We start from the raw sequence: 25,510 nt of genomic DNA, 5'->3' as shown, positions 1-25,510 counted from the left end.
CACCGCGAGTGTGGGTGGGAGATACCAGTATGTATGAAACTTTTTATGGACTGAAAAGCCGACCGTTCCAGCTGACGCCGGATCCGCATTATTATTTTGAAAGCCTGACGCACCGCAAGGCATTGTCCTATCTCGGCTATGGTTTGGCGCAGGGAGAGGGGTTCATTGTTATTACAGGCGACGTAGGCGCTGGTAAAACAACTTTGGTCAGCCACCTGATGGCGACTATCGACCGTGAACGTCTGACCGCTGCCAGCATTGTGACGACCGCGCTGGATAGCAAAGACATTGTCCGGGTTGCCGCAAACAACTTTGATATTGATACCGAGGATATGGACAAGGCGCAGCTGCTCAGCGCCTTTGAAGAATTTCTTCATGCCGAAGCACGCGCCGGACGCCGGTGCCTGCTGGTTGTCGATGAGTCGCAAAATCTACCTGCAGGTGCCTTGGAAGAGCTCCGTATGCTCTCCAACTTTCAACTTGGTGGTCAGGCACTGTTGCAGATATTCCTGCTCGGACAGCCTGAATTTCGGGATATGCTGCAACAATCCGACCGTCTTGAACAACTGCGTCAACGGGTGATCGCGCATCACCATCTCGAACCGATGGAAGCGCATGAAATCGAACCCTATATCACCCACCGACTATCCAAAAGCGGGTGGTCAGGGCGTCCGAAGATTACCTCTGATGTATTTGCCCTACTGTTCAGTGAAACAGGCGGGGTCCCGAGGAAGATCAACACATTGATGAGCCGTGTCCTGCTCATGGGTGCGGTGGAGCACGCTGAACTGATTGATCAACCATTGGTCGGCCGTGTGCTGGCTGATTTGAACGGTGAGGAAGTCGACATTGCTGAACCGGAAACAGACATTGATCTGACTAAGGTGAAAAGCCCGTTGTGGGAAAAGCCGACAAAAGTTTCCCAGGCGCAAGCTCAGGCCGAGCCAGCCGCTGCTGCTGCTGTGGACCCTGAGCCAATCGTTTCTGTCTCTGAGGAACCGGTACCGGAAGAGCACGAGGTGCTGCCTTTCAGAAGTGCAGATACCCTGGCAGAACAAGCACCTGTCGAACCAATTGTCGAGGCGCCAGAAGCTATTGAGCCTGCTGTAGATGGTGCTGTATTGAACCAATTGGATGCCATTTCCAAGCAATTGTCGGCACTTGAGTCCCGCATGGATAGTCAGGAAGAAAGCCTGCACCGCGTCTTGACGATGCTGGTGGATTGGGTTGAAAGCGATGTCCGGAGCAAGGAAAGCTATGTCAATGCAGGACGCGCGGCCTGAACCTATCCACAAGGCGAGAAAAGCAAATGCTTTGCTCAATGCCATGTCCGTGGATATCGAAGACTGGTTTCAGGTCGGTGCCTTTGAAACGGTAATCAACCGTGCCGACTGGGATAGCCTCGAGCATCGCGTCGAACGCAATAGCGATGCCGTGCTGGACCTTTTCGATGAGATGGGGGTTAAGGCCACCTTTTTCACTCTCGGTTGGGTGGCAGAACACTATCCGGAACTGATGCAACGCATTAGCGCGGCAGGGCATGAGGTTGCCAGTCACGGCTATGATCACGCCCGCGTCTCCACATTGACGCCAGAACAGTTTCGCGATGACCTGGATCGCACACGCAAGATTTTGGAAGACGCTTCGGGGCAAGCCGTTACAGGTTATCGCGCGCCCAGCTTTTCCATCGATCAGCGCACGCCTTGGGCGCATGAGATATTGGCAGAGCAAGGCTATCGCTATTCATCCAGTGTGGCTCCTATCAGGCACGACCATTATGGTTGGTCCGGATCGCCGCGCTTTGCGTGGAAACCAGTGGCAGGCTCGGATTTGATTGAACTGCCGGTGACCACGGTACAGGTTGGGAGCCGGGTGTTAGCTTCTGGCGGAGGCGGTTTTTTCCGGCTGCTGCCATATATGCTTTATGATCGTGCTATCCGCAAAATGCAGAAGGATGACGGCCGCGGTGCGATATTCTATTTTCATCCTTGGGAGATTGACCCCCAGCAACCTCGCGTTCACAATGCGCCACTCAAGTCAAAGTTGCGTCATTACACACAACTCAGTGCAATGCGGTCCAAACTGATCCGTGTTGGTCAGGATCATATGTGGGGCAGAATGGATGAACTGGCTGCGCTGGAAGCCGAGTTGGCGCAATGAATATGGCCTTTGCACCCCAGGCGATCATGGCCCGCATCTTGGATCAGGAAGACCGGAACGAGCTGGCGCGGATTGACCAGTTCGTCAACGATCATCCACAGGGTACAGCCTTTCACAGGCCAGCATGGGTGCTTGCGGTTTCAAAGGCATGTGGTCACGGCTGGTGTTACATGCTGGCAGAGAACACCGCTGGCGAATTGCAGGCCATATTGCCGTTAAATCTTATCCATTCGGCTTTATTCGGTCGCGCATTGGTGTCTTCGGGTTTCGCCGTCGGCGGCGGTATTTTGAGTGTTGATAATCAAGCCACAGAAACACTCGCGGATGCCGTTTGGGATTTTGCAGAAACGCACAGCTTTCCAACCGTTGAACTAAGAGGCGGTCGAGCACCGCGTGGCGAGTGGCAGAACAAGGACGATGTCTACGCAGGTTTCGTGACCGACCTGGCGGACGATGACGACAGTCAGTTGCTAGCTATTCCGCGCAAACAAAGAGCCGAGGTCCGCAAGGGGCTGAAAAACGATCTGACCATTCGGATCGGATCGGACGAAGAGGATCGGGCAGATCACTATCATGTCTATGCAGAAAGTGTTCGGAACCTCGGTACGCCTGTATTTCCCAAGGCACTATTTGATGCGGTCATGGATGCTTTCGGGGCTGATGCGGACATACTGACTGTTTCAAGCGATGGTCAACCTGTCGCGAGCGTATTGAGCCTTTATCACCGGGACACGGTGATGCCTTATTGGGGCGGCGGTACATATGATGCGCGCCGTTTACGGGCCAATGACATCATGTACTACGCGCTGATGAACCACGCGCGGCAAAGGGGATGCAGGCGTTTCGATTTTGGGCGGTCAAAAAATGGAACGGGTGCCTATTCGTTCAAGAAAAACTGGGGCTTTGAACCGGAGCCTTTGTCCTATGCTGTTCGCTCGGCAGACGGAGAAGAAGCCCGCGATGTCAATCCTATGAGTCCAAAGTACCGGCTGCAGGTCGCGCTTTGGCAAAAAATGCCGCTGTCTGTTGCAAACCGTCTGGGACCAATGATCGCCAAAGGTTTGGGCTGATGGGCGAGATATTGTTCCTGACCCATCGTGTGCCATGGCCACCGAACCGTGGAGACAAAATTCGTGCGCATCATATCTTGCGCAGGCTGATGGAATATCGTCCGGTACATTTGGCTTGTTTTGCCGATCACGAAGCCGAGGCCAACGAAGATAGCGATATCAGAACACTCCTGGCATCATCGAAAATTGTCAGGCGCAACAAACCCAACTGGCAGGCCGGGATCGAAGCGCTTGCATCTGGCAAACCGGTTTCGCTGACGTCCTTTGAGAGTGCTGAAATTCGCAGCTATGTTCGGGACACGCTGAAGACCCGGTCGATTGATTGCATTTTCGTATTTTCAGGACAGATGGCGCAATTTGTTCCAGCCGAGTTCCCCGGTCGGGTGATCATGGATTTTGTGGACGTCGATAGCGCCAAGTTTGAAAGCTATGCGGATGAAGGCTCCGGTCCAATGGCATGGATCAACCGGCGCGAAGGCAGGTTGCTGAGGGCATTTGAAAAACGTGTTGCGACATTTGCCGACCATTCGATTTTTGTAAGTGACGCTGAAGCAGAATTGTTCCGGCAGCGCTCGAGGCTTGATGACCAGAAAGTCAAAGCCGTCGGCAACGGGATTGATCTTGATTTCTATGATCCGGCAAAGGTGAGCGCGGTCGATCTTCCTCATGAAGGACCGCTGATCATCTTTACCGGACAGATGGATTATCGTCCGAATGTCGAAGCTGTTGTCAGTTTTGCAAAAGAGGCAATGCCGGAAATTCTGAATCACCACCCCGACGCACAATTCGCGATTGTCGGACGCGCGCCGACGGCCGACGTCATCCGACTGGATGGGTTGAACAACACGATGGTCATGGGCAGTGTTGACGATATTCGCAGCTGGCTGAAAGCAGCTGATATCGTTGTTGCACCATTGCGTATTGCACGGGGTATACAAAACAAGGTCCTTGAGGCCATGGCCATGGGCAAACCGGTTGTCGCTTCAGCCGCCGCCGCGCAGGGTATTGAAGCTATAAACGGCAAGCATTTTTGTGTCGCTGACGACGTGCAGCAGGAAGCAATGCTGGTGTGCGATCTGTTGTCAAATTCTGCCAAGGCGCAAGCGCTGGGTGAGAGAGCCAGCGCTTTGATCCGCTCAAATTACAGCTGGAAAACACAGCTCGCTGACATCGCCGAGCTGTGTGGTTTTGATGAAAACATCATGGCCGAGGAGGCGGAATGAGTAGCGCCGCTATTGAACGGTCCATGGACGCGCCAGCGAGCGCTGTTGGCGGCACCCTCTGGACAAAGCATCTGCGACTGCTGTGTTTGGCAATCGCTGCGATATTAGTCCTGTTCTGGCGGGACGGTCTGGCCATGATGGATGCCTGGTGGAATGTTTCGACCTATAATCACTGTCTGTTGATAGCACCAATCATCGCCTGGCTGGTGCAGCAGCGTTTGGAGGAACTGGCCAAAATCACTCCGGCGATTTGGACGCCCGGGTTGCTGTGGATGGTCGCGGCTTCCGGCGGTTGGTTGCTGGGCGAGGCGGCCGGCGTTTCCTTTGCGCGCCAGCTGGGACTGGTGATGATGTTGCAAGGCGCAGTTATCACTTTGCTGGGCCCAAAGGTGATGCGCGGACTGCTTTTTCCGCTATTTTACAGCTTTTTCCTAGTACCTTTTGGAGAGGAATTTGTCCCGTTTCTGCAAACCATCACGGCAAAAATGTCGATGGTTTTTCTTGGTTGGGCCAATATTCCCGCCTTTATCGATGGCGTCTTTATCTCAACGCCAACGGGTTATTTTGAAGTTGCCGAAGCCTGTTCCGGGGTCAAATTTCTGATTGCGATGATTGCCTATGGCGCACTGGTTACCAACCTCTGTTTCCAAAGCTGGCAGCGGCGAACATTGTTCATGATTGCTGCCGTGGCCGTGCCGATCGTCGCCAACGGGATACGCGCCTTTGGGACCATCTATATTGCGCATCACACCACGACAGATTTTGCGACTGGCTTTGATCATATCTTCTACGGCTGGTTTTTCTTCGCGTTTGTTCTGGCATTGGTGATGGCCATCGGTTGGCCGTTTTTTGATCGCAAGCTGGATGAGCCGATGATTGACGGCAACGCGATTGAACAAACCGTCCCTAACCCATCGCGCCTGACACCCAAAGCCGCGATGATTGCGATGGCAGTCATTATTGCTGCGCCGGTTCTATGGACATCGGCGCTGGCCGCGCAAAGCTCTCCTGTGCCCGACAAGATCGCTCTGCCAAACGTCGCCGGCTGGGAGCGTGTTGACTATCGTCCGCAATTTGACTGGCAGCCACGATTTGACGGCGCCAATCATCAGTTACTCGGCCGCTATCGCCATGTCTCCAGTGGGGCAGAGGTTGACCTCGCCATTGCCGTCTATGACCGGCAGGAAGATGGCCGCGAGATTGTTGGCTATGGGCAGGGCGCTTTTGATCCGCGAACACAATGGTCATGGAGCCGAAACCTGCCTGCACCTGCATCGGGCAAGGCGATACAGATAACGGCGCCCGGCCCAGTGGTGCGAGATGTGCGATCCTTCTATCGCGTCGGAAGCATTCTGACCGGCAGCGGATCGGCGGTGAAGCTCGAAACGTTGAAAACGAAACTGCTCGGCGGGAACCAGCAGGCAGTCGCGGTCTTGATTTCGGCTGAAAAAATCGACGAGGCCGGACCAGCGGCGGCCATGGATGATTTCCGCAAGGCGCTGGGCCCCCTTGATAAATTGGCTGACGAAATGGCAGGTCTGCGCTAGGGCGCACATCATGTGCGGCATTGCGGGAATATTTCATCTGGAGACGGCCAAGCCGGTTGATCCCGTTCGCCTCCGCAAGATGACCGACAGTCTGACCCATCGCGGGCCTGATGGTTCCGGAATATGGACCGCGCCCGGTGTTGGTCTGGGGCATCGCCGTCTATCGATCATCGATCTGGAAGGCGGAGCGCAGCCCATGCTGACCGCCGATGAAGCGCAGGTGATCAGCTATAATGGCGAGATCTACAATTTTCAGGACGTCCGGGTGGAACTGGAATCGCTTGGTCATCAATTCACCTCTAGCAGTGATACCGAGGTCATTCTTTACGCCTGGCGCCAATGGGGCGCCGATTGTCTGAAGCGGCTTAATGGCATGTTCGCTTTTGCGATATTTGATCAGCGGACCAAACAGCTTTTTCTGGCGCGGGATCGGCTGGGCGTGAAGCCGCTTTTCTATGCACCGGTATCCGATGGCAGCATCTTGTTCGGATCGGAGCTGAAGGCTTTGCTCGCCAACCCCTTGCTGCGCCGTGAACCGGAAATGCGCGCTGTCGATGACTATCTTGCATTCGGATATGTGCCAGATCACCGATCGCTGTTGAAGGGCGTCAAGAAACTGCCTGCTGGGCACTACCTGCTGCTCGAACAGGGCAAGGCGGAGCCCGCACCCATCCAATATTGGGATATGGATTTCAGCCAGCGCAGCAAGGCCTCGGCGGCGGAACTTGAAGAAGAGCTGATTGCGCTGATGAAAGACGCAGTCGGCTCCCGGATGATTGCTGACGTGCCCTTGGGCGCGTTCCTGTCCGGCGGTGTGGATAGCAGTGCGGTCGTTGCATTGATGTCGGAGAAGAGCCGACAGCCGGTTAAAACCTGCTCCATCGGCTTTGACCAGGCATCGCTGGACGAGACAAGCTACGCCGAACGGGTAGCGGAACGGTTCAAAACCGATCACCGCGCACGAACCGTGGCGGCGGATGATTTCGGGTTGATTGATAGGCTGGCCGACCATTTTGATGAACCTTTTGCCGATGGTTCGGCCTTGCCGACCTACCGTGTGGCAGAGCTGGCGCGGGAGAATGTGACCGTCGCTCTATCCGGCGATGGTGCTGATGAAGCGCTGGCCGGCTATCGTCGTCATGTGTTTCACCATGCCGAAGAACGGGTGAGGGGCTTGCTCCCGCAATCTATTCGCGGTCCGGCTCTGGGCTGGCTCGGCAAGGTCTATCCCAAGGCGGATTGGGCACCGAGGCCGCTCCGTGCCAAATCGACACTGCTGTCGCTCGCGCGCTCCGGACCGGAAGGTTACGCGGAAGCGGTTGGGGTGACGACGCCAGCGGGCCGTCATGCGATCTATTCCGATGCGATGTCCAAGCAACTGGATGGCTATCAGGGCGAGGCCCGGATGATCGACCTGATGGAGAGTGCGCCGGCGCGCAACGGTCTCGATCAGGCGCAATATGCCGACATGAAAATGTGGTTGCCCGGCGATATTCTGACCAAGGTCGATCGGACCAGCATGGCGGTAAGCCTTGAGGCGCGGGAGCCTTTGCTGGATTATCAGCTGATGGAGTTTGCCGCGCGGCTGCCGACCAATTTGCGGGTGCGTCGCGGGACCGGCAAATATCTGCTGAAAAAGTCTATGGAACGCTATTTGCCGCAAGATATCCTCTATCGCCCGAAAATGGGTTTTGTGACGCCGATAGCCCAGTGGTTTCGCGGGCCGCTGGCTGATGAAGCGCGGAATATTTCCGGCGCTGGCGCATTGGCGCGGATGGGCTGGTTTGATCAGCAGGCCCTAAGCAAAGTGGCTGACGATCATGTCGCAGGTAAATCTGACAACAGCCGTTTGCTCTGGCAACTGCTGATGCTGGACAAATCGCTGCAGCGCCTATTCGGCCTCTGACTTCTCCTCCGCTTTCGGATAGATTGCATCGACAAAATAGAGCCCGTCCGGCGGCGCGTTGAACCCCAGCGCATCGCGGTCTTTTGCCTCTAGTGCCTTCAGCAAATCATCACGCGCCCATTTTCCATCGCCAACCAGTTTCAGACAACCGACCATCGAGCGCACCTGATGATGCAGGAACGATCGCGCCGCGACCTCCACCTCAATCTCTTCGCCAAAGCGCGTGACGGAAATGCTGTCCAAGGTCTTCACCGGGCTCTGCGCCTGACATTGGGTGGAGCGGAATGTCGTGAAATCATGCTGCCCGACCAGCAACTGCGCGGCATCATGCATCACCCCGGCATCCAGCGGTCTGGCGACCTGCCAGCTCTGCCCCTTATCCAGTGTCAGCGGCGCGCGGCGGTTGGTGATCTTGTAGACATAGCGCCGCCCGATGCAGTTGAAGCGGGCGTGCCATTCATCATCGACAATATCGCAGGCGAGCACAGCGACAGGATGAGGACGCAGCCCGGCATTGAGCCCCTCCATCAACCGGAACGGCGTCAACCTTGTCTCGAGATCAAAATGTGCCCGCATGCCCAGCGCATGCACACCCGCGTCCGTGCGGCCAGCGGCGAACACGCGAATCTCTTGCTGGGTGATAGTTTTAATAGCATTTTCAACAGCCTGCTGGACACTGGGACCGTGATCCTGATGCTGCCAACCCATGAATGGGCGACCATCATATTCCAGAGTGATTGCGAAACGGGTCATCGGAGCGATGTGCCCGCCGGGATTTGTGTGCCGTTCAGAAACTCCGACAGCGTCAGTTTCGGACGGCCTGCTTTTTGAATGAGTGTTGGTTTGATCGCCCCGTCGCTGCAGGCGATTGTCATTTGTTCATCGAGCAATATTCCCGCTGTACCGGATGCATCCATTAGCTCGGCAGCATGGACGCGATAGCGGTCGCCGCCAAATTCGAAAAATGCGCCCGGCACGGGATTAAATGCGCGGATCTGCTGCAGTACCGCTCTGGCGGGCTGATCAAAGTTCACACGTGCTTCCTGCTTTTCTATCTTCTTGGCATAGGTGGCAAGTGCATCATCCTGGATCTCAGGCAGATAGTCTGCCGGATTAACGAGATATTGCACCATCAGATCAGCACCTGTTTGCGCTAGCTCTTCGGTCAGTTCGCCTGCGGTTTTTTCCGCAATCGGCGTACTGGATTTCAGCAGCATCGGGCCGGTATCCAATCCGGCTTCCATCTGCATGATGGTAATGCCCGTTTCCGTATCACACGCCAAAATGGCACGCTGCACCGGTGCCGCTCCACGCCAGCGTGGCAACAGCGATCCGTGGATATTCAGGCACCCCATTTTGGGTGCACTCAATATCGCTTGCGGCAAGATCAAGCCATATGCCGCCACCACAGCGGCATCGAGATCAAGCGCGGCAAATTCCGCCTGGGCTTCCTCGCTCTTCAAGGAAACCGGCACGCGGACTTCTAATCCCAGTTCCTCTGCGACTTTTTGCACGGGTGATGGGGTTAGTTTCTTTCCTCGCCCGGCACGGCGCGGCGGCTGTGAATAGACGGCAGCAATCTCGTGTCCCGCCGTATGCAAGGCGCGCAGGGCCGGTACAGCAAATTCCGGTGTGCCCATGAATGCCAGGCGCAGTTTTGTAGGCGTCTCAACGGTCATGATCGCGCCTGCCGTAGCAGGGATCCAGCAGCAAAGTTCACACAAATCACACCGGCTTTTTTGCAGAACGCCCAGCCAAAGTTCACACAGTTCTCACCCCGTTCATCCGGTGGGGATGACAATATGGATTCGTTTCGTAACGCCTTGAATGTCAGGAAATTAACGGGTTTGTGAGTCATGCAGTCTCCCTAACCAAACTCGTCCGTGTAGGACAGCATGATTTTATATTGGCAGCACGCACATCATGGCCCTAAAGGTCAAATCATGGCATCGCAGGAAATCGAAAATCTGGTTCAGGCTCTGTCCAAACTTCCGGGCCTGGGTCCCCGTTCGGCACGGCGGGCGGTGCTGCATCTGCTGAAGCGCCCCGAAACAACCATGAAACCGATATTGGCGGCGATGGAAAAGGTTGATGCCAATCTTGTCACCTGCGCCATTTGCGGCAATGTCGATACACAGGACCCCTGCCAGATTTGCAGCGATCCGCGGCGGGATCCGAAATCACTATGTGTGGTCGAGGAAGTGTCGGATCTGTGGGCGCTCGATAAATCGCGTCTCTTTCCCGGCAAATTCCACGTTCTGGGCGGGCGGCTGTCGGCACTGGACGGCGTGCGGCCCGAAGATATTGCCATCGATAAGCTGATCAAGCGCGTGGAGCAGGGCGGCATTGACGAGATCGTTCTGGCTATGAATGCCACATTGGAGGGTCAGACCACCGCCCATTATATTGCCGAGCGGCTCGAAAATTATCCATTGCGTCTCAGCCAGTTGTCCCATGGCATACCGGTGGGCGGCGAACTTGACTATCTTGATGAAGGGACATTGGCGCAGGCGCTGCGTTCGCGCAGACCCATTAGTGGTGATTGAGCGTGGTCACCAGTCCTTGACGAATCCCGGTAGAATCCCTAAATTTCGCGCATGGCCATATTACCTATTCTTGAAGTTCCCGATCCGCGTCTGAAAACTGTTTCAGAGCCCGTTACCGTGTTCGATGACGAGCTGAAAACGCTGATCGCCGACATGTTTGAAACCATGTACGACGCGCCGGGCATTGGCCTTGCCGCGATTCAGGTGGGTGTTCCCAAGCGGATATTGGTCATCGACCTGCAAGAGCCCGTGGAACATGACCATGAACATGGTGAGCATTGCGATCATGACCATGAGGTCGTCCGCGATCCCAAAGTGTTCATTAACCCGGAGATTCTCAATCCTTCAGAGGATTTGAATGTCTATAGCGAAGGCTGCCTTTCGGTGCCTGAACAATATGCCGACGTAGAGAGGCCTGCGACCATTACTGCACGTTGGCAGGACGAAACCGGAAAACAATATGAAGAACAGATGGACGGCCTACTCGCGACCTGTTTGCAGCATGAGATGGATCATCTTGAGGGCATATTGTTCATTGATCATCTGTCCCGCCTGAAACGGCAAATGGTACTGAAAAAGCTGGCAAAGCATCGCAAGGAAGCAGCCTAGCTTTTTTGTTCAGCCATCCTGAAGCCCGTTCAGGATAAAAGCCCTGTTGCATGTAAGCGCCCTACAGTCTAAGTTCTCCTTTCGTTCCAACTGAAAGGGCTTGTTTTGGACGCTGTTGTTGCTCTTCTGATAGCTATTGTTACCCTTGTTGCCGGCTTGGTTGCGGGCTGGTTTATGGGTGGTCGAGCGGCTGCGGCATCTTCAAGGGCTGCCGAAGAAACAGCGACGTCGCTGAGGTCCATGCTGGACGGCGTGCAGGTGGAGCGGGATGCCGCGCGATCCGAGCGCGATTCCATTCGCGATGATCGCGATCAGGCGCGGCAATCCCTTGCTTCTCTGGAAGCTGACGCGCGCAACCACGAAAAGCAGCTCAAGCAGTTGATTGAAGCAAAGGAAACGCTGTCCGCGCAATTTTCCGAGGTCGGCGCAAAAATGCTGGAAACCGCACAGCGCCAGTTTCTGGAACGCGCCGATCAGCGGTTTGATCAAGCCAATGAAAAAGGCGGCGAGAAAATCGCGAAGTTGCTCCAGCCGGTTAATGAACGGCTTTCTGCATATGAAGAAAGTATCCGTAAAATCGAGAAAGAACGCACCGAATCCTATGCCGGAATTACGGCAACTATCGAGCAAGTGCGCCAAGGGCAGGATCGGGTGCAGCAGGAGGCAGCACGACTTGTTAACAGCCTGCGCAACGCGCCGAAGTCTCGCGGACGCTGGGGCGAGCAGCAGCTAAAAAATGTCCTCGAAACTTGCGGCCTGTCGGAACATACCGATTTTGTCACAGAGCAGAGCATTGACACCGACGAAGGGCGTCTGCGTCCCGATGCAGTAATTAGCGTGCCGGGTGGCCGGAAGCTGGTCATTGATGCCAAAGTCTCGCTCAATGACTATCAGGACGCGTTTGAGGCGAAGGATGATGATGCGCGCAGTTTTGCAATGGCGCGGCATTGCAATTCGATGAAGGCTCATATCGATGGCTTGTCCAAAAAAGCCTATTGGGACCAGTTTGAGGATGCGCCCGACTATGTAATCATGTTTGTGCCCGGGGAGCATTTTCTGTCCGCTGCATTGGAGCATGAACCAAATTTATGGGACCATGCGTTTGAGAAAAAGGTATTGCTGGCGACACCTACCAATCTGGTGGCGATAGCGCGTACCGTTGCGGGCGTATGGCGGCAGGAGAAAATGGCCGCGGAGGCCAAGCAGATCGGGCAGTTGGGTAAGGAAATGTATGACCGGTTAGCGGTGGCCGGCGAACATCTCAAACGTATGGGGTCGGGCCTTGGCAGCGCAGTGGGTAACTACAACAAATTTGTCGGCAGTTTTGAACGCAACGTTATGGCGACGGGACGGAAATTTGCGGAACTGAACATCGAGACCGGAAAAAAGGAACTCGAGCCGGTGGCAGAGGTCGAGGCCTTGCCGCGCTATTCCAACGATGTGGAAGCCGCGCTCATCGAGGACGACCGGGACGTCAAAGACGAAGCTGCAGAATAACGACGCCATAAGCTGGTCCTGTCTGCGGACCAGCTTATGGCGTGTCGGGACCGGATAATATCTCGCCGCCGCAACCGTCCAGATAGCCGGTGCCGCTGACGGCTGTTCTAACCGTATCCGCATATACGCGGTCACTCATACCATCACTGCATTCTGTGCCGGATGTTATAGTGAGAGTGATATTGTGTTGATCGCTAAAACCCTTAACTTCCCAGCCTGTTGCGGTTTTCGTCATCCGTTGCACGGGTAGGGTGAAATCATTGGTCGCTTCCATGGAGCTATAGATGATCTCACCCTCCTTGATCTCGACGGCCCAACCTGGCTCCGTGCCGATGGCTTTATATTCCGACAGTTTTTCTTCGGTTACCGGTGCGTCCTGCGCTTTGTCGCCACAAGCCACCAACAATAACGACAGAACTGGTGTGAGTAATATTGCTTTTTTCATGCTTCTCTCTCCCGGAATTGAGATTAGCATATTGATCACTATTGATGAACAGCGATTATTTACGCCGTTGGTTAAGCACTTCATAGGCCATCACAGCGCTGGCAACCGCCGCGTTGAGGCTGTCGGCCTTGCCCATCATCGGCATTTTTACCAGCGTATCGCAAGCGCCTTCATACTCGTCTGGCAAACCCTGTGCTTCGTTGCCAATCAGCAGAAATGTAGGGGCTTTATACCGCACCGATTGATAGTCTTTGTCGGTGTTAAGGCTGGTTCCGACCAGCTGACCTTCACCGGCGCGCAGCCATGCGACAAACTCCTCCCATGGCGCCTGCGATATTTTCTGGGTAAATATTGCACCCATGCTGGCCCGCACCGCCTCAACCGAGAAGGGATCGACACAGTCATCGATCAATATCAATCCACCAGCGCCCACAGCATCGCCGGTGCGTAATATTGTCCCCAGATTGCCAGGATCGCGCAGCGCTTGGGCCACGAGCCAGATACCGGAATCACCACGATCAAGGTCACTCAGCGGGGTAGGGTGGTCTTCGTAAATGCCGATAATCGATTGCGGATTGGATTTGCCGGACAGCTTGGCAATGATCGCCTCGCTGGTTTCAATGACTTCACCGCCACTATCGAAGGTCGCCTGTTCGATTTTCCGTGCCAGCGGGTGTAGCTCGCTATCCTCGACAACCACCAGTAATTTAGGGGTTTTACCGGCCTCCAAGGCTTCGGTCAGGATGCGTAATCCTTCCGCAAGAAAATGACCTTCGCGCTTGCGATGCTTCTTCTCGCGCAAGCTTTTGAGACGCTTGATCGTCGGATTGGAAAAGCCGGTAATCTGGCGGCGTTCAGGGGTTGGCATGGACCTTAATCCTCGCCAAAGCCATCAACGACTAGCCCGGCCAGTTTATCCAGCGCGCTTTCGGCCTGATCACCGGCGACGATAATTTCGACGCTGTCTCCTTTGGCGGCACCCAGCATCATCAGGCCCATGATCGATGTTCCGGTTACTTCGGTGCCGTCTTTGCCAACCTTGACCGTCAGGCCTTCTGGCAGTTTGCTGACATAGGTCACAAATTTTGCACTGGCTCTGGCATGGAGTCCGCGATTATTGGTGATGGCAACGGTACGGCGATATTCGCTCACGCGTCGCTTCCAAGAATTTCCGAAGCGACACTGATATATTTTTGACCGGCTTCCCTGGCGGCCGTAACGGCGTCTCCAACGTCCATGCACTTGCGCGCGCCATCCAGGCGGATGAGCATGGGCAGGTTGACCCCGGCGATAACCTCAACCTTGCCCTTGTCCATCAGTGAAATGGCGAGATTGGAGGGTGTTCCGCCAAATAAATCGGTGAGAATGATGACGCCTTTTCCATTCTGGACCTTTTCGATGGAATCGGCAATTTCCTGACGCCGCTCTTCCATGTCATCATGCGGGCCGATGCAAACGGGCAGGATCGCTTTTTGCGGGCCAACCACATGTTCCATCGCGGTGATAAATTCGTCAGCCAAACGGCCATGGGTAACAAGAACCAAACCGATCATTGCGATTAAATACCCTTATTTCCGTTCAGATCCTGCATGGCTTCGAGCGCTTCCATTGGCCGTGATGCCAGATTGCGATGGAGGACAGTGGGCGAAAATCCGGCGGCATGCAAGTTTTTGCTGAGCACTTCGGCAATATGTACCGATCTGTGACGCCCGCCGGTGCAGCCTATTCCGATATTAACATAGGCCTTGCCCGCCTTGACATATTTGGGAAGCAGAAACTTCAGCATTTCTTCAAATTTTTCCAGTGCTTCGGCATAAGCTGGGTCTTTGGCAATATAGTCTGCGACTGGCGCGTCGAGCCCGGTCATCAACTTTAAATCCGCATCCCAAAAGGGATTGGATAGAAAACGTACATCGAAAAGCAGGTCGATATTATTGGGAAGGCCGCGTGAAAAGCCAAAGCTGGTGATCGTCACGGTTGTGATATCGGTGTCCTGCAAACTGAATTCTTCGCGAATCCGGCCCTGCAGGTCATTGGCGGACAAATCACTGCTGTCGATGATATGATCTGCCCAGCGCCTGATCGGTTCAAACTGGCTGCGTTCCAGAGCAATTCCGTCTTTCGCGGGACGATCGAGAGCGAGGGGGTGTCGCCGCCTGGTCTCCCCATAGCGGCGCTCCAGCTCGCTGCCGGCACAATCCAGATAGAGCGTGGAGATATGGTAATTTTCATTCTCCTGCAGTTTTTTGATGCGCTTGATAAGATTTTCAGGGTCAAAGCCGCGGGTTCGACTGTCAAAACCGAGTGCGAGTGGCGGGTCCTTGTCACCGCGCGAGCTGGATGGCGGCGTCTTTAGCAAGCCTTCGAGCAACCGGATCGGGAAATTATCAACGGTTTCCCAGCCGATATCCTCCAGTGTTTTGAGCGCTGTCGTCTTGCCGGCGCCAGACAGGCCCGTGATCAGCAGGACATGCTTGGTATCTGCCGTTGTCATGTGCCGCTGGCCCCTTGCAACAGCCGCTTGAGAGCGATTTCCACCTTGATCGGCGCACTTGCCTCCAAAGGATTTATGCTGATTGTGGGAATGGCGATGGTCATGATTGTCTCTGTCTGGCTATCCAGGGGAAAGCGATCGGGTTGTGGTCTTAGATGTACTTGCAGCATTAGCGGAATGTCCGACACATGGGCATAGTCAAAAATACCCAATGACCGGATTTCAATTTTTCCAGCTATCTTGGCAGGGGCCGTCAACAATATCTGGTCATGATCCAGCGAAAGGTCAACATAGTCGTCGCTGATCAGGAGAGCACCACGATCAATCAACCGCAAGGCAAGATCCGATTTTCCTGATCCCGAAGAGCCGGTGATCATCACACCTGCGCCATCGATAGCGATACAACTGGCATGATGCGTTTCTTTGGTCATTCGGCTGCCTTGGGCAATCGGATTTCAAAGCAGGCACCTTGCTGACCATCTGGTCGATCAATGGCCCGGACAGTGCCTTCATGTCCTTCAATTATCGTTTTGGCGATGGCGAGACCGAGTCCGCTATGCTTGCCAAATGCTTCCTCTGCCGGTCGGTCAGAGTGAAAGCGGTTGAAGATATTCTGCCGCAGCTCCAAAGCTATACCAGGGCCCTGGTCCGATACTTGAATCACAACTTCGTCTGCGTCCGGCGTAGCGAGAATCTCGATTAGCCCGTCCGCCGGCGAAAAGGACACGGCATTGTCAAGAATGTTGCTGAAAACACGCTCCAGCCGATCGTCATCCCCCATGACTGTGGCGACGCCGCGGCCCGGGCGGGCAAAGGCGATTTTGATGTTTTTATTGGTATCGCGCTGCTCACGGGCGGCCAGCAGCTGATCAAGCATTTTGCCGATATCGACCCGCTCAAATTTTGCGCGGGCGAGCTGCGCATCGACGCGGGATGCTTCGGAAATATCGTTGATCAACCGGTCAATCCTGCGCACATCGTCATTGGCGACATCCAGAAGCTGACGCCTGAGATCGGGGTCATCGACCCGGTCCAGTCCTTCCAATGCAGAGCGCAGAGAAGCGAGTGGATTTTTTATTTCATGACTGACATCCGCTGCGAACGCTTCGGTCGCGTCGATGCGATAGCGCAAGGCACCGCTCATGTCGGCTAGTGCACGGGCCAGCTGACCAATTTCATCGCGTCTGCCAGGCATACGGGGAACGGTGATTTCAGGCTCTCGGCCCAGCCGGACACGAATGGCGGCGCGGGCCAATTTTCTGATCGGTCGGACGATTGTCCGGGCAAGGAAAAGCGACAACAATACTGAAACAATCGCGGTCAGGAAAATCACCAGCACGACATTGGCTCGTTCTGCCCGCACGATCCGGGTGATGTCCCGTGCGTTACTGGTCAGCAGAAGAACTTCATTGCTGCTTGGCAAGCGGGCTGCTGCGATGATCACAGGAGTGCGATCGGGTGCGTAGCGAACGGCGCTATTGGGTTGCTGTTCCTCCGACAGAAGCTCAATCTCCGGCCAGGACGATCCGATATCATCATCGGGCTCTGTGAATGCAGTGATCGGTTTGCTGAGGACAATCAACTCTATCGATTGATCCAACGCCCGGGCTACATCTTTCTGCCAGGGCTCTGTTTCCGGATCCCTGAATTGGTAGGTGGGGTCCGCCAACTCGAAACTATCGACTATTTTTGCGCCGCTTTCGTCATAAAGGCGCAAGCGGCTCTCCAGATGTGTCGCAAATTCGGTGATAAGGTCTTGCCGGTTTTCAGGCGTCTGGAGGTTCAGGGCATCACTGATGATCTGGGTCTGCAAGCGAGCCTGACTGAGCCGTTCGTCGGTCAGTTCATCCCGATAGTTATCAAGATAGAAAAGGCTGCCGGCGAGCAAAGCGATAGCGAGGATATTGACCGCCAATATACGAGTGGTCAGCGACAGCCGCGCAGACCATCGCAGGGAAAGCTCAGGGTCATCGACACTGGCTGCAGACTTATTCGTTGTAGCGATAACCGGCTCCATAGAGCGTGTCGATGGCATCAAATTCCGAGTCAACTTCGCGGAATTTGCGGCGCAGGCGTTTTATATGACTGTCTATGGTGCGGTCGTCCACATAGACATCATCCTGATAGGCGGCGTCCATCAACTGATTGCGACTTTTTACGACGCCGGGCCGGTTGGCCAGCGTTTCCAATATCATGAATTCTGTTACAGTGAGTGTAACGTTGTTGCCATTCCATTTGACGAGGTGTCGAGCCGGGTCCATTTCCAGACCGCCGCGGACAAGGGGTTCCAATCCCTCGGTATCGGCTTCTTCATCCGATAATTTAACCAGTTCAGCCCGACGCAGAATTGATTTCACCCGGGCAATCAGCAGCCGTTGTGAAAATGGTTTCTTGATATAATCGTCCGCACCCATGGCCAGGCCAAGGGCTTCATCCAGTTCCTCGTCCTTTGAGGTCAGGAAAATGACCGGCAAATTGCTTTTTTCACGAACCCGGCGCAGCAGCTCAAGGCCATCCATCTTTGGCATTTTTATATCAAAAATGCCCAGATCCGGCGGGTTGTCCAGTATCGCCTGCAGGGCAACCTCACTATCGGAATAGACCCGTGTCACAAAGCCTTCCGCCTGCATCGCTATGGATACAGAGGTCAATATGTTCCGATCATCATCAACAAGGGCGATATTGGCGGCCATCAAATGGGTTATCCTGTGACTATCTCTAAACTTCAACTTTATGTTGATATTTGACCTAGTTGAAGCGCTTCGCCTGTACAAGCATGCATCTGCCGGAATGGCGGTCAGCCGGGAGTGACCTTATTTATCTTTCGGCACGGTTTCAACTTATGCTGATATGATGGTATTGTATTATCACTTAGGTAATTTGACCGACTCGTTTTGGTGAGTTAAGCGCCTCACCAAACCTGCCGAATCCGGCAACCGCCCATTCCTAGTTCAAGTCATAGGGGAATAACCGTGCCAAAAGTGTCGTCCGTAACTTTAAATGATCAAGGCTTTGCCACAGCCGCAGAGCAGCACTGGAATCTCGGCGCGCCTGCTTTGGTTGAAGCCGCAGTTTCTCGGGGTGAAGGGCATCTCGCGAAAGACGGGCCGTTAGTTGTCGAAACTGGAAAACATACCGGTCGCTCGGCCAACGATAAATTCATCGTTCGCGATGGCGAGACGGAAGATAGCGTTTGGTGGGGCAAGACCAATGTCAGCATGACACCGGAGCATTTTGCAGCACTTAAGGAAGATTTCCTTAAAGCTGTTGCGGACAAAGAGACGTTGTTTGTTCAGGATTTGTTCGGTGGTTCGCAGCCGGAGCACCGGGTCAATGTCCGCGTGATCAACGAGCTTGCCTGGCATAACCTGTTTATTCGTACGATGCTGGTTCGGCCGACGGCTGACGAGCTACCCGGTTTCGCTCCGGAATATACGATTATCGATTTACCGAGTTTCAAGGCTGATCCGGAGCGGCATGGCACACGCAGCGAGACAGTTATCGCGGTGAACCTCACCGAAAAACTGATTCTGATCGGTGGTACCGCATATGCTGGCGAGATGAAAAAATCGGTATTCGGTTTGCTCAACTATCTTCTGCCACTCGATTCGGTCATGCCGATGCACTGTTCGGCGAATATGGGGCCGGAAGGCGATACGGCGATTTTCTTTGGCTTGTCCGGTACCGGCAAGACGACCCTGTCTGCTGATGCGAGCCGTACCCTGATAGGCGATGACGAGCATGGCTGGTCTGATACCGCTGTCTTCAACTTTGAAGGCGGTTGCTATGCCAAGATGATCCGCTTGTCGGAAGAAGCCGAGCCCGAAATTTACGCGACTACCCGCCGTTTCGGTACGGTGCTGGAAAATGTGGTGATGGATCCGGAAACCCGGGAACTTGATTTTGACGATAACAGCAAGGCTGAAAACACTCGCGGTGCTTATCCGATCGATTATATTCCCAACACGTCCGAAAAGAATATGGGTCCGGTTCCCAAGAACATCATCATGCTGACCGCTGACGCATTTGGTATTTTGCCTCCGATTTCGAGGTTGACGCCAGAGCAGGCCATGTATCACTTCCTGTCCGGCTATACTGCCAAGGTGGCGGGCACGGAAATCGGCGTGACCGAACCGGAAGCGACTTTCTCAACCTGTTTTGGTGCGCCATTCATGCCGCGTCATCCATCCGTCTACGGCAATCTTTTGAAAGAACGTATCGCCAAAGGCGGCGTGCGGTGCTGGTTGGTGAATACCGGTTGGACCGGCGGTAAATATGGCGAGGGCAACCGGATGCCAATCAAGGCAACTCGAGCGTTGCTAAATGCGGCCCTGGACGGCAGCCTGAATGATGGCGATTTCCGGATTGATGACAATTTCGGTTTTGAAGTACCGGTATCAGTTCCCGGTGTTGACAGCGCGATCCTTGACCCGCGTTCGACCTGGTCAGACAAGGCGGCTTATGATGAAACCGCCCATAAGCTGGTAAAACTGTTCATCGACAATTTTGAGCAATTTGCCGAACATGTTGACCAGAATGTTCGGGAAGCCGCTCCAACCGCGGCATCAGAACCCGCCTAAGTCGTAGTATGTTTGATTAGTGCAATTGTTGCGATTTGTCCGCGACAATTGCAACTTCAACCATTGAGCGGTCGGTTTCGGGTGTTATCAGGAGTTTCTCTCCCCGAACAAAGCCGTCTGTCTCGATTTTCTTTTCGATTTTGCCGTTCGTGGCAATATCGTGGGCGATCCTGACCAGTCGTTTGACCACTTCATTTGGTTCATAGCCGTCCGGACTGGTGATCCTTATTTCTTGTCCGGAAAAATAGGACAGGCCGGATGTCTCGAATTCGCCCTTTGCGGTTTCCGATATGGCGATTTGGGAAAGCACCGGAAATGGACCGCCGGAGATGTAATGATCGGTCGACCCAACAAAATAATCAAATCCGACATGCAATCCAGCCGGCCGCCAGACAATGGTGCGCGCGTTGACTGATTGGCCAACATATCGAGCCAGTTTCAACAAGGCGCGGTTAACAGTATCGCTATGCTTTGCCGCTCCGATGTGTTTGCCTGGTTTAATGCCGATGCCTGCCATTTTTTTTTCCGGAGCTTTACAGAAAATATGATCCAGATCGGCAATTGACAGGTTTTGACTAATCTCTTCGGCACTGTAGTGAATCAGCTCAAAACCCATGCCGCCCGTCATTACTTCCAACCGGTCGCGACTTTGATATTGCGAGGGTGTAAGGCTGATACACTCTGACATCTGACCGGAAACCGAGAGGTCCGCCAGACGGAATGTCGGGGGAATATCCGCCATAATCAATAGTGGGAGATCGCTTTGCACCCTTGGTCCTTGTCTGTTGTAGTCCCAGATATGTTCTTTTTATGTTCTTTGTTAAACTTGTCCATAGCATAATCATCCATCTTGTCGAACTTCATCCATATCGGATGGACCGTGATCATGGCTTGAAATCAGTTCATTATAACTGCAGTGTTTTTGCAAAGGAGCGGACTATTGGCTGATTGGATATTGTCTGTCTTGATGCTGGCGGGCGCCGGATTGCTGGCTGGCGGTGTGTATTTGATACGCACCGGCAAGAACAGGAAACAGGGCATTTTGATGCTGATTGCATCTGCGGTCATGTTTGCCAACGTGGCAATCTGGACAGTACCGACCCCAGGTTCGGATAGCCAAAGCGGCAGTGCGATACCGGATCGCCCCAACTAACAGCTTATTTGATCGGCGAATCTGGCGCCAGACGCATGTCGAGATAGTTGTCGACTGAACCCATGAGCAATTCCATTTCATTTTCATAAAAATGGTTTGCACGTGGAATTTCATCGTGATGGATGGTGATATGTTTTTGCGTGCGAAGTTTATCGACCAGCTTTTGCACCGCGCTTGGCGTAACAACTTCGTCGTTCACGCCCTGAATGATGATCCCGGAAGATGGGCAGGGGGCGAGGAAGTTGAAATCATACATGTTGGCCGGCGGAGATACGGAGATGAAGCCGCGGACTTCCGGGCGCCGCATCAAAAGCTGCATGCCAATCCAGGCACCGAAGCTATAGCCGGCAATCCAGGTCGTTTGCGCTTCAGGATGGATGCTCTGGACCCAGTCCAATGCCGAAGCGGCATCGGAAAGCTCGCCAATGCCATTGTCAAATGTGCCCTGTGACCGGCCAACCCCGCGGAAGTTGAACCGCAATGTAGCAAAACCGCGGTTCACAAATGTCTTGTACATGGCCTGCGTGATCCGATCATTCATCGTGCCGCCCGCCTGCGGGTGGGGGTGAAGGATCATCGCGACCGGTGCGCGGTCGCGCGGTCCTGGGCTAAAACGGCCTTCGAGGCGACCTTCGGGTCCGGTAAAAATTACGTCAGGCATGGCTTTTTCAATTCTTTGGTCAAGATTAAATTTTGAATGGCGTCAAAAGGCAGATTAGCTTTTGCGCTGAATGAAGCGTCTATATAGAGAGAGTGAAATAATCCGCAACTCAATCCCGTAATTGTCAAAGGGTTTAGCCTAGCAAAATGTCTGAGCAGAAACGCATCTATCTGGACTATGCCGCGACAACGCCCATGCTGGACGTCGCCCGGCAGGCCTGTCTGGAAGGGTTTGCGCATTGGGCCAACCCGTCTTCGCCCCATGCAGACGGGCGCGGTGCCGGCGCAATGCTGGAAAATGCGCGCAAGCGATTCAAGGCTGCGCTGGACTGGGATGGAGAGGTCATCTTCACCAGCGGCGCCAGCGAAGCGATTGCCATGGCATTGAAACAGACCAAACCCGTGCGGCAATTGGTATCGCCGATTGAGCATGATGTGGTTTTACGTTTTGCCGAAGGCGCGGACAGTATACCGGTTGATCTCAACGGTCTCGTGGTGCCGATGCGGCTTAATCATCTGCTGAAGGCGGAGAAAGAGCAGGCGCTGGTTGTTGTGCAGTCAGTGAATAACGAAACCGGCGTGATGCAGGATATGGAAGCGCTAGCGAAGGTAACGCGGGACCGCGATGCGATTCTGCTGGCGGACTGCTCGCAATCAGCCGGCAAAATGCCGCTTCCCGATGCTGACATGATTATCATTGCCGGTCACAAATTTGGTGGCCCTCCCGGTGTCGGGGCGCTGCTCATCAAGGATCTGAAATTGCTCCATGCTTATGGCGGTCAGGAACAGGGTTATCGTTCCGGTACCCAGAACCTGCCTTACATAATGGCGATGGTCGCCGCTCTGGAGGCACCGGCCAATTGGGCGGGGCGAGCAACGGAATTGCGCGCGCATTTGGATAATGCGATAAAAACAGAGGGCGGGGCCGTTGTCGCAGAGAATGCACCAAGAATTGCCACCATCGGCAGCTATCAAATGCCCGGAGTGGCGGCAAACACACAGCTGATCAAATTTGATATGGCCGGTTTTTCGGTATCCGCAGGTAGCGCTTGCTCCTCTGGCACGCTGAAACCCAGTCATGTGCTCGAAGCCATGGGCATTGATGAAGGAACCGCCCGGGAAGTTATCCGCGTGAGCGTCGGCCGCGATACGACCCGCGCGGAAATCTATGACTTTATCGAACAGTGGAAATCCATCTTCAGCGCGGCACCCAAGAGCTGATCCGATGGCCAAAGATCCGATCTATCTCGATAATCAGGCGACAACGCCGCTCGCACCGGAAGTGTTTGACGCCATGGTTCCCTGGCTGCGCGACAATTTCGGTAATCCGCACAGCGCGCATTTATTGGGCCGTAAAGCTGCGGCCGCTGTAGAGGTTGCGCGAGATCAGGTGACCAGCCTTTTGCCGAGTAACGGGAAGCTATTTTTCGCTGGCAGTGCGACGGAAGCCATCAACCTGGGTTTTGGGGCTGCTCATGCCCTGAAAGCCGCCGGACGCGACAAAATTATCGTTCTCGACAGCGAGCATGCAGCGGTTCGTGATACTGCGCTGTCCTACAAAGAGCATGGCTTCATGGTCGAAAGGCATCCGATAGGCCCTGACGGCATTGTGTCATTGGAAGAGTTGGGCGGGTCGATTGACGAAAAGACCGCACTTGTCGCCGCGATGCTGGTGAATAACGAGATTGGCGTTATTCAGCCGGTTGAAGCCATCACCAATCTGGCACACGAGCATGGTGCGTTGATGTTATGCGATGTCGTTCAAGCCTATGGGCGGGTGCCTATCCCGGACAATGTCGATATGGCAGCAATATCGGCGCATAAAATATATGGCCCCAAAGGTATTGGCGCATTGTGGGTGCGTGAGGGGATTGATCTGCCGCCCATGATCCAAGGCGGCGGACAGGAACAAGGCATCCGGTCTGGAACGCTATCACCAGCATTATGCGCCGGGTTCGGACAAGCGGCAGTGCTGTGTGCAGAACAGCATGATGTTGATGCAGCTCATATTCAGGCAATGGCCAATAAAGCCCGATCCTGTTTTTCAGACTGGGAGATCAACGGCGCAATGGATCAACGCTACTTGGGAAATCTCAATATCCGCCGCGACGGCGTTGATGTGGCTCGCCTGATGTCGGATGTCCGGGGCGTCGCTTTTTCAGCAGGATCAGCCTGCGCTAGTGGCTCCGGTCGTCCAAGCCATGTGCTTGCGGCATTGGGCCTTGAGCCAGCGCAAATCAAATCCTCCATTCGTGTGGGATTTGGCCGTTACAACAGTTTGGAAGATATTGAGATAGCATCGAAAATAATAAACGGGGCGGTTGAGACACAGCATATATGAGTGACATTAAAGTGAATTTCGTCAGTGCTGATGGCGAACAGACAGTGACCGCAAATGCATCCGAAGGCGATGATCTGCTGACAGTTGCGCAGATTCATGATCAACCTCTAGAAGGCACCTGCGAAGGGCAAATGGCCTGTTCCACTTGCCACGTGATTGTGGATGCTGACGATTTCGGCAAGTTGCCTGAAGCCACGGAGATGGAAGAGGATATGCTCGACCTTGCCGCAGGTGCCCGGCGCACGAGCCGTCTGGCCTGTCAGATCACCTTAACCCCCGATCTTGATGGCCTGACGGTGCGGATCCCTGCGGAGAGCCGCAACATGCAAGGAGTGTGACCGTTATGAATCGCCGGAGCTTTGTTACAGGTTCGTCGCTGTTGACTGTCAGTGCGGCTTCGCCCTTTGCTTTATCTGCACAAGAGCCTGCAGTGTTCAAATATCAAGACGCAGCGGCAAGACGGGAGCTGGCAAAGCTCGAAAAACGTATCGGTGGCCGTCTCGGTGTGGCCTTGACCGACGCTAAGGGAGACATTGCTTTGGATCATCGGGGTGATGAACGCTTTGCGATGTGTTCGACCTTCAAAGCGCCTCTTGCATTTGCGCTGTTTGACGCCGCTGACAAAGGGCGGGTTGATGTGAAGAAAAGCTTCGCGGTGACGGAGAATGATCTGGTCCCTTATGCGCCGTTTGTCGAAGAACAGATAGCGGCAAAGAAAATGGTGACGCTGGAGCAATTAGCCAAAGCGACGGTCAAATCGAGTGATAACGCTGCGGCAAATTTGATATTGAAAGCTATTGGTGGCCCGGAAGCCTTTACGGATTTTGTCCGCCGCCGTGGGGATGTGATCACCCGTCTTGATCGCATTGAACCGTTTCTCAATGAAAACAAAGTTGGCGATCCACGCGATACCACCAGTCCGATAGCTTTTGCGAAGTTGATGCACGGCATGATGAGTGGGAAGTCTAGATTGACAAACTGGAGCATCGTATATGACGCAATGGCGTCGAGTAAGACCGGCCTTGGTCGCATTCGCCTCGGCTTGCCCTATGGTTGGCCGGTAGGCAACAAGACGGGAACGGCAGGAGGTGGACTGGCCTATAATGATGTCGCGATATTCTGGCCATCATTTGCAGGCTATGAAGGCGATGAACCGCGATTTTTGACGGTTTACACTGATCGACCGACTGCGTCGGCAGCAATAGTCGATCGGACGATTGCCGAAGTTGCGAAAATTGCAGCCTGGATAGCACCGCGTCTGAATCGATCATAATCGCAA

The 25,510-nt window shown here is 54.3% G+C and carries 28 protein-coding genes; 15 read left to right on the top strand and 13 right to left on the bottom strand.

The features are described 5' to 3' along the window. Positions 1-29 precede the first annotated feature (29 nt). From DK507_RS15120 to DK507_RS15095, 6 genes are read left to right on the top strand one after another with little or no spacing between them, the layout of a single operon-like run. Complete coding sequence (locus tag DK507_RS15120; protein ID WP_109357142.1) at positions 30-1,283, top strand: XrtA/PEP-CTERM system-associated ATPase; 1,254 nt, start codon at positions 30-32, stop codon at positions 1,281-1,283. Next, positions 1,258-2,160, top strand: coding sequence for an XrtA system polysaccharide deacetylase (locus DK507_RS15115; RefSeq protein WP_254054406.1), 903 nt, complete (start codon positions 1,258-1,260; stop codon positions 2,158-2,160). The genes DK507_RS15120 and DK507_RS15115 overlap by 26 nt, the downstream gene beginning before the upstream one ends. Continuing rightward, positions 2,157-3,230, top strand: coding sequence for a FemAB family XrtA/PEP-CTERM system-associated protein (locus DK507_RS15110; RefSeq protein ID WP_174209049.1), 1,074 nt, complete (start codon positions 2,157-2,159; stop codon positions 3,228-3,230). The genes DK507_RS15115 and DK507_RS15110 overlap by 4 nt, the downstream gene beginning before the upstream one ends. Next, positions 3,230-4,453, top strand: coding sequence for a TIGR03087 family PEP-CTERM/XrtA system glycosyltransferase (locus DK507_RS15105; protein WP_109357141.1), 1,224 nt, complete (start codon positions 3,230-3,232; stop codon positions 4,451-4,453). Before DK507_RS15110 ends, DK507_RS15105 begins: the two co-directional genes overlap by 1 nt. Further along, positions 4,450-6,000, top strand: coding sequence for an exosortase A (gene xrtA, locus DK507_RS15100; RefSeq protein ID WP_109357140.1), 1,551 nt, complete (start codon positions 4,450-4,452; stop codon positions 5,998-6,000). The genes DK507_RS15105 and xrtA overlap by 4 nt, the downstream gene beginning before the upstream one ends. Positions 6,001-6,010: 10 nt before the next feature. After that, on the top strand, positions 6,011-7,906 hold the full coding sequence (locus tag DK507_RS15095) for an XrtA/PEP-CTERM system amidotransferase (RefSeq protein ID WP_109357139.1): 1,896 nt from the start codon (positions 6,011-6,013) through the stop codon (positions 7,904-7,906). Here DK507_RS15095 and truA read toward each other — a convergent pair. Genes truA through DK507_RS17880 form a run of 3 tightly spaced genes read right to left on the bottom strand, consistent with a single transcriptional unit; the run spans position 7,892 to position 9,764 of the window. Further along, entirely contained in the window at positions 7,892-8,659 is a 768-nt protein-coding gene (truA, locus tag DK507_RS15090; RefSeq protein WP_109357138.1) for a tRNA pseudouridine(38-40) synthase TruA, read from the bottom strand. The genes DK507_RS15095 and truA overlap by 15 nt on opposite strands. Then, a complete protein-coding gene (fmt, locus tag DK507_RS15085; protein ID WP_109357716.1) occupies positions 8,656-9,561 on the bottom strand; it encodes a methionyl-tRNA formyltransferase in 906 nt (301 codons plus the stop codon). Before fmt ends, truA begins: the two co-directional genes overlap by 4 nt. Positions 9,562-9,581: 20 nt before the next feature. Next, positions 9,582-9,764 (bottom strand): hypothetical protein, encoded by a 183-nt coding sequence (locus DK507_RS17880; protein WP_162559072.1) that lies wholly within the window; start codon positions 9,762-9,764, stop codon positions 9,582-9,584. Between the two features lie 85 nt (positions 9,765-9,849). On the opposite strand from DK507_RS17880, the gene recR reads away from it, so the two are divergent. From recR to DK507_RS15070, 3 genes are all read left to right on the top strand, one after another. Next, positions 9,850-10,452: a recombination mediator RecR gene (recR, locus tag DK507_RS15080; RefSeq protein WP_109357715.1), complete on the top strand. Its 603-nt coding sequence runs from the start codon at positions 9,850-9,852 to the stop codon at positions 10,450-10,452. A 51-nt stretch (positions 10,453-10,503) separates the two neighbouring features. After that, on the top strand, positions 10,504-11,061 hold the full coding sequence (def, locus tag DK507_RS15075; protein WP_109357137.1) for a peptide deformylase: 558 nt from the start codon (positions 10,504-10,506) through the stop codon (positions 11,059-11,061). A gap of 105 nt (positions 11,062-11,166) precedes the next feature. Continuing rightward, a complete protein-coding gene (locus DK507_RS15070) occupies positions 11,167-12,558 on the top strand; it encodes a DNA recombination protein RmuC (RefSeq protein ID WP_254054405.1) in 1,392 nt (463 codons plus the stop codon). A 34-nt stretch (positions 12,559-12,592) separates the two neighbouring features. Here the strand turns inward: DK507_RS15070 and DK507_RS15065 are convergent, their stop codons facing one another. From DK507_RS15065 to DK507_RS15030, 8 genes are read right to left on the bottom strand one after another with little or no spacing between them, the layout of a single operon-like run. Then, entirely contained in the window at positions 12,593-13,003 is a 411-nt protein-coding gene (locus DK507_RS15065) for a COG3650 family protein (RefSeq protein ID WP_109357136.1), read from the bottom strand. 55 nt (positions 13,004-13,058) lie between these two features. Further along, positions 13,059-13,871, bottom strand: a complete 813-nt coding sequence (locus DK507_RS15060) for an RNA methyltransferase (protein ID WP_109357135.1) — start codon at positions 13,869-13,871, stop codon at positions 13,059-13,061. Positions 13,872-13,876: 5 nt separating this feature from the next. Continuing rightward, complete coding sequence (locus tag DK507_RS15055) at positions 13,877-14,155, bottom strand: HPr family phosphocarrier protein (protein ID WP_109357134.1); 279 nt, start codon at positions 14,153-14,155, stop codon at positions 13,877-13,879. Next, complete coding sequence (locus DK507_RS15050; RefSeq protein WP_109357133.1) at positions 14,152-14,556, bottom strand: PTS sugar transporter subunit IIA; 405 nt, start codon at positions 14,554-14,556, stop codon at positions 14,152-14,154. Before DK507_RS15050 ends, DK507_RS15055 begins: the two co-directional genes overlap by 4 nt. A gap of 5 nt (positions 14,557-14,561) precedes the next feature. Continuing rightward, complete coding sequence (gene rapZ, locus DK507_RS15045; protein ID WP_109357132.1) at positions 14,562-15,497, bottom strand: RNase adapter RapZ; 936 nt, start codon at positions 15,495-15,497, stop codon at positions 14,562-14,564. Continuing rightward, on the bottom strand, positions 15,494-15,928 hold the full coding sequence (locus tag DK507_RS15040; protein ID WP_109357131.1) for an HPr kinase/phosphorylase: 435 nt from the start codon (positions 15,926-15,928) through the stop codon (positions 15,494-15,496). The genes rapZ and DK507_RS15040 overlap by 4 nt, the downstream gene beginning before the upstream one ends. Further along, the gene (locus DK507_RS15035) at positions 15,925-17,532 is read right to left on the bottom strand and encodes an ATP-binding protein (protein ID WP_254054404.1); all 1,608 of its coding nucleotides are present in this window, start codon (positions 17,530-17,532) and stop codon (positions 15,925-15,927) included. Before DK507_RS15035 ends, DK507_RS15040 begins: the two co-directional genes overlap by 4 nt. Further along, entirely contained in the window at positions 17,486-18,190 is a 705-nt protein-coding gene (locus DK507_RS15030) for a response regulator transcription factor (protein WP_109357129.1), read from the bottom strand. Before DK507_RS15030 ends, DK507_RS15035 begins: the two co-directional genes overlap by 47 nt. Positions 18,191-18,469: 279 nt before the next feature. On the opposite strand from DK507_RS15030, the gene DK507_RS15025 reads away from it, so the two are divergent. After that, on the top strand, positions 18,470-20,077 hold the full coding sequence (locus tag DK507_RS15025) for a phosphoenolpyruvate carboxykinase (RefSeq protein ID WP_109357128.1): 1,608 nt from the start codon (positions 18,470-18,472) through the stop codon (positions 20,075-20,077). A gap of 16 nt (positions 20,078-20,093) precedes the next feature. Here DK507_RS15025 and DK507_RS15020 read toward each other — a convergent pair whose 3' ends face one another. Next, complete coding sequence (locus tag DK507_RS15020; protein ID WP_162559071.1) at positions 20,094-20,846, bottom strand: hypothetical protein; 753 nt, start codon at positions 20,844-20,846, stop codon at positions 20,094-20,096. A gap of 171 nt (positions 20,847-21,017) precedes the next feature. Between DK507_RS15020 and DK507_RS15015 the strand changes: the two genes are divergently transcribed. Continuing rightward, positions 21,018-21,230, top strand: a complete 213-nt coding sequence (locus tag DK507_RS15015) for a hypothetical protein (RefSeq protein ID WP_109357126.1) — start codon at positions 21,018-21,020, stop codon at positions 21,228-21,230. Positions 21,231-21,234: 4 nt separating this feature from the next. On the opposite strand, the gene DK507_RS15010 is transcribed toward DK507_RS15015, so the two are convergent. Next, the gene (locus DK507_RS15010) at positions 21,235-21,891 is read right to left on the bottom strand and encodes an alpha/beta hydrolase (RefSeq protein WP_109357125.1); all 657 of its coding nucleotides are present in this window, start codon (positions 21,889-21,891) and stop codon (positions 21,235-21,237) included. A gap of 146 nt (positions 21,892-22,037) precedes the next feature. Between DK507_RS15010 and DK507_RS15005 the strand changes: the two genes are divergently transcribed. The 4 genes from DK507_RS15005 to bla are packed head-to-tail and all read left to right on the top strand — an operon-like array spanning position 22,038 to position 25,504. Beyond that, positions 22,038-23,111, top strand: a complete 1,074-nt coding sequence (locus tag DK507_RS15005; RefSeq protein ID WP_109357124.1) for a cysteine desulfurase family protein — start codon at positions 22,038-22,040, stop codon at positions 23,109-23,111. 4 nt (positions 23,112-23,115) lie between these two features. Beyond that, positions 23,116-24,231: a cysteine desulfurase family protein gene (locus DK507_RS15000; protein WP_109357123.1), complete on the top strand. Its 1,116-nt coding sequence runs from the start codon at positions 23,116-23,118 to the stop codon at positions 24,229-24,231. Then, entirely contained in the window at positions 24,228-24,569 is a 342-nt protein-coding gene (locus DK507_RS14995) for a 2Fe-2S iron-sulfur cluster-binding protein (RefSeq protein WP_109357122.1), read from the top strand. Before DK507_RS15000 ends, DK507_RS14995 begins: the two co-directional genes overlap by 4 nt. Before the next feature lie 5 nt (positions 24,570-24,574). Beyond that, on the top strand, positions 24,575-25,504 hold the full coding sequence (bla, locus tag DK507_RS14990; protein ID WP_109357121.1) for a class A beta-lactamase: 930 nt from the start codon (positions 24,575-24,577) through the stop codon (positions 25,502-25,504). The last annotated feature ends 6 nt before the right edge of the window (positions 25,505-25,510 follow it).

This window comes from Sphingorhabdus sp. EL138, assembly GCF_900258045.1.
In the GTDB taxonomy this organism is placed as follows: domain Bacteria; phylum Pseudomonadota; class Alphaproteobacteria; order Sphingomonadales; family Sphingomonadaceae; genus Parasphingorhabdus.
Note: the sequence above shows the minus strand (reverse complement) of the source record. Positions and strands in the feature narration are given on the sequence as shown.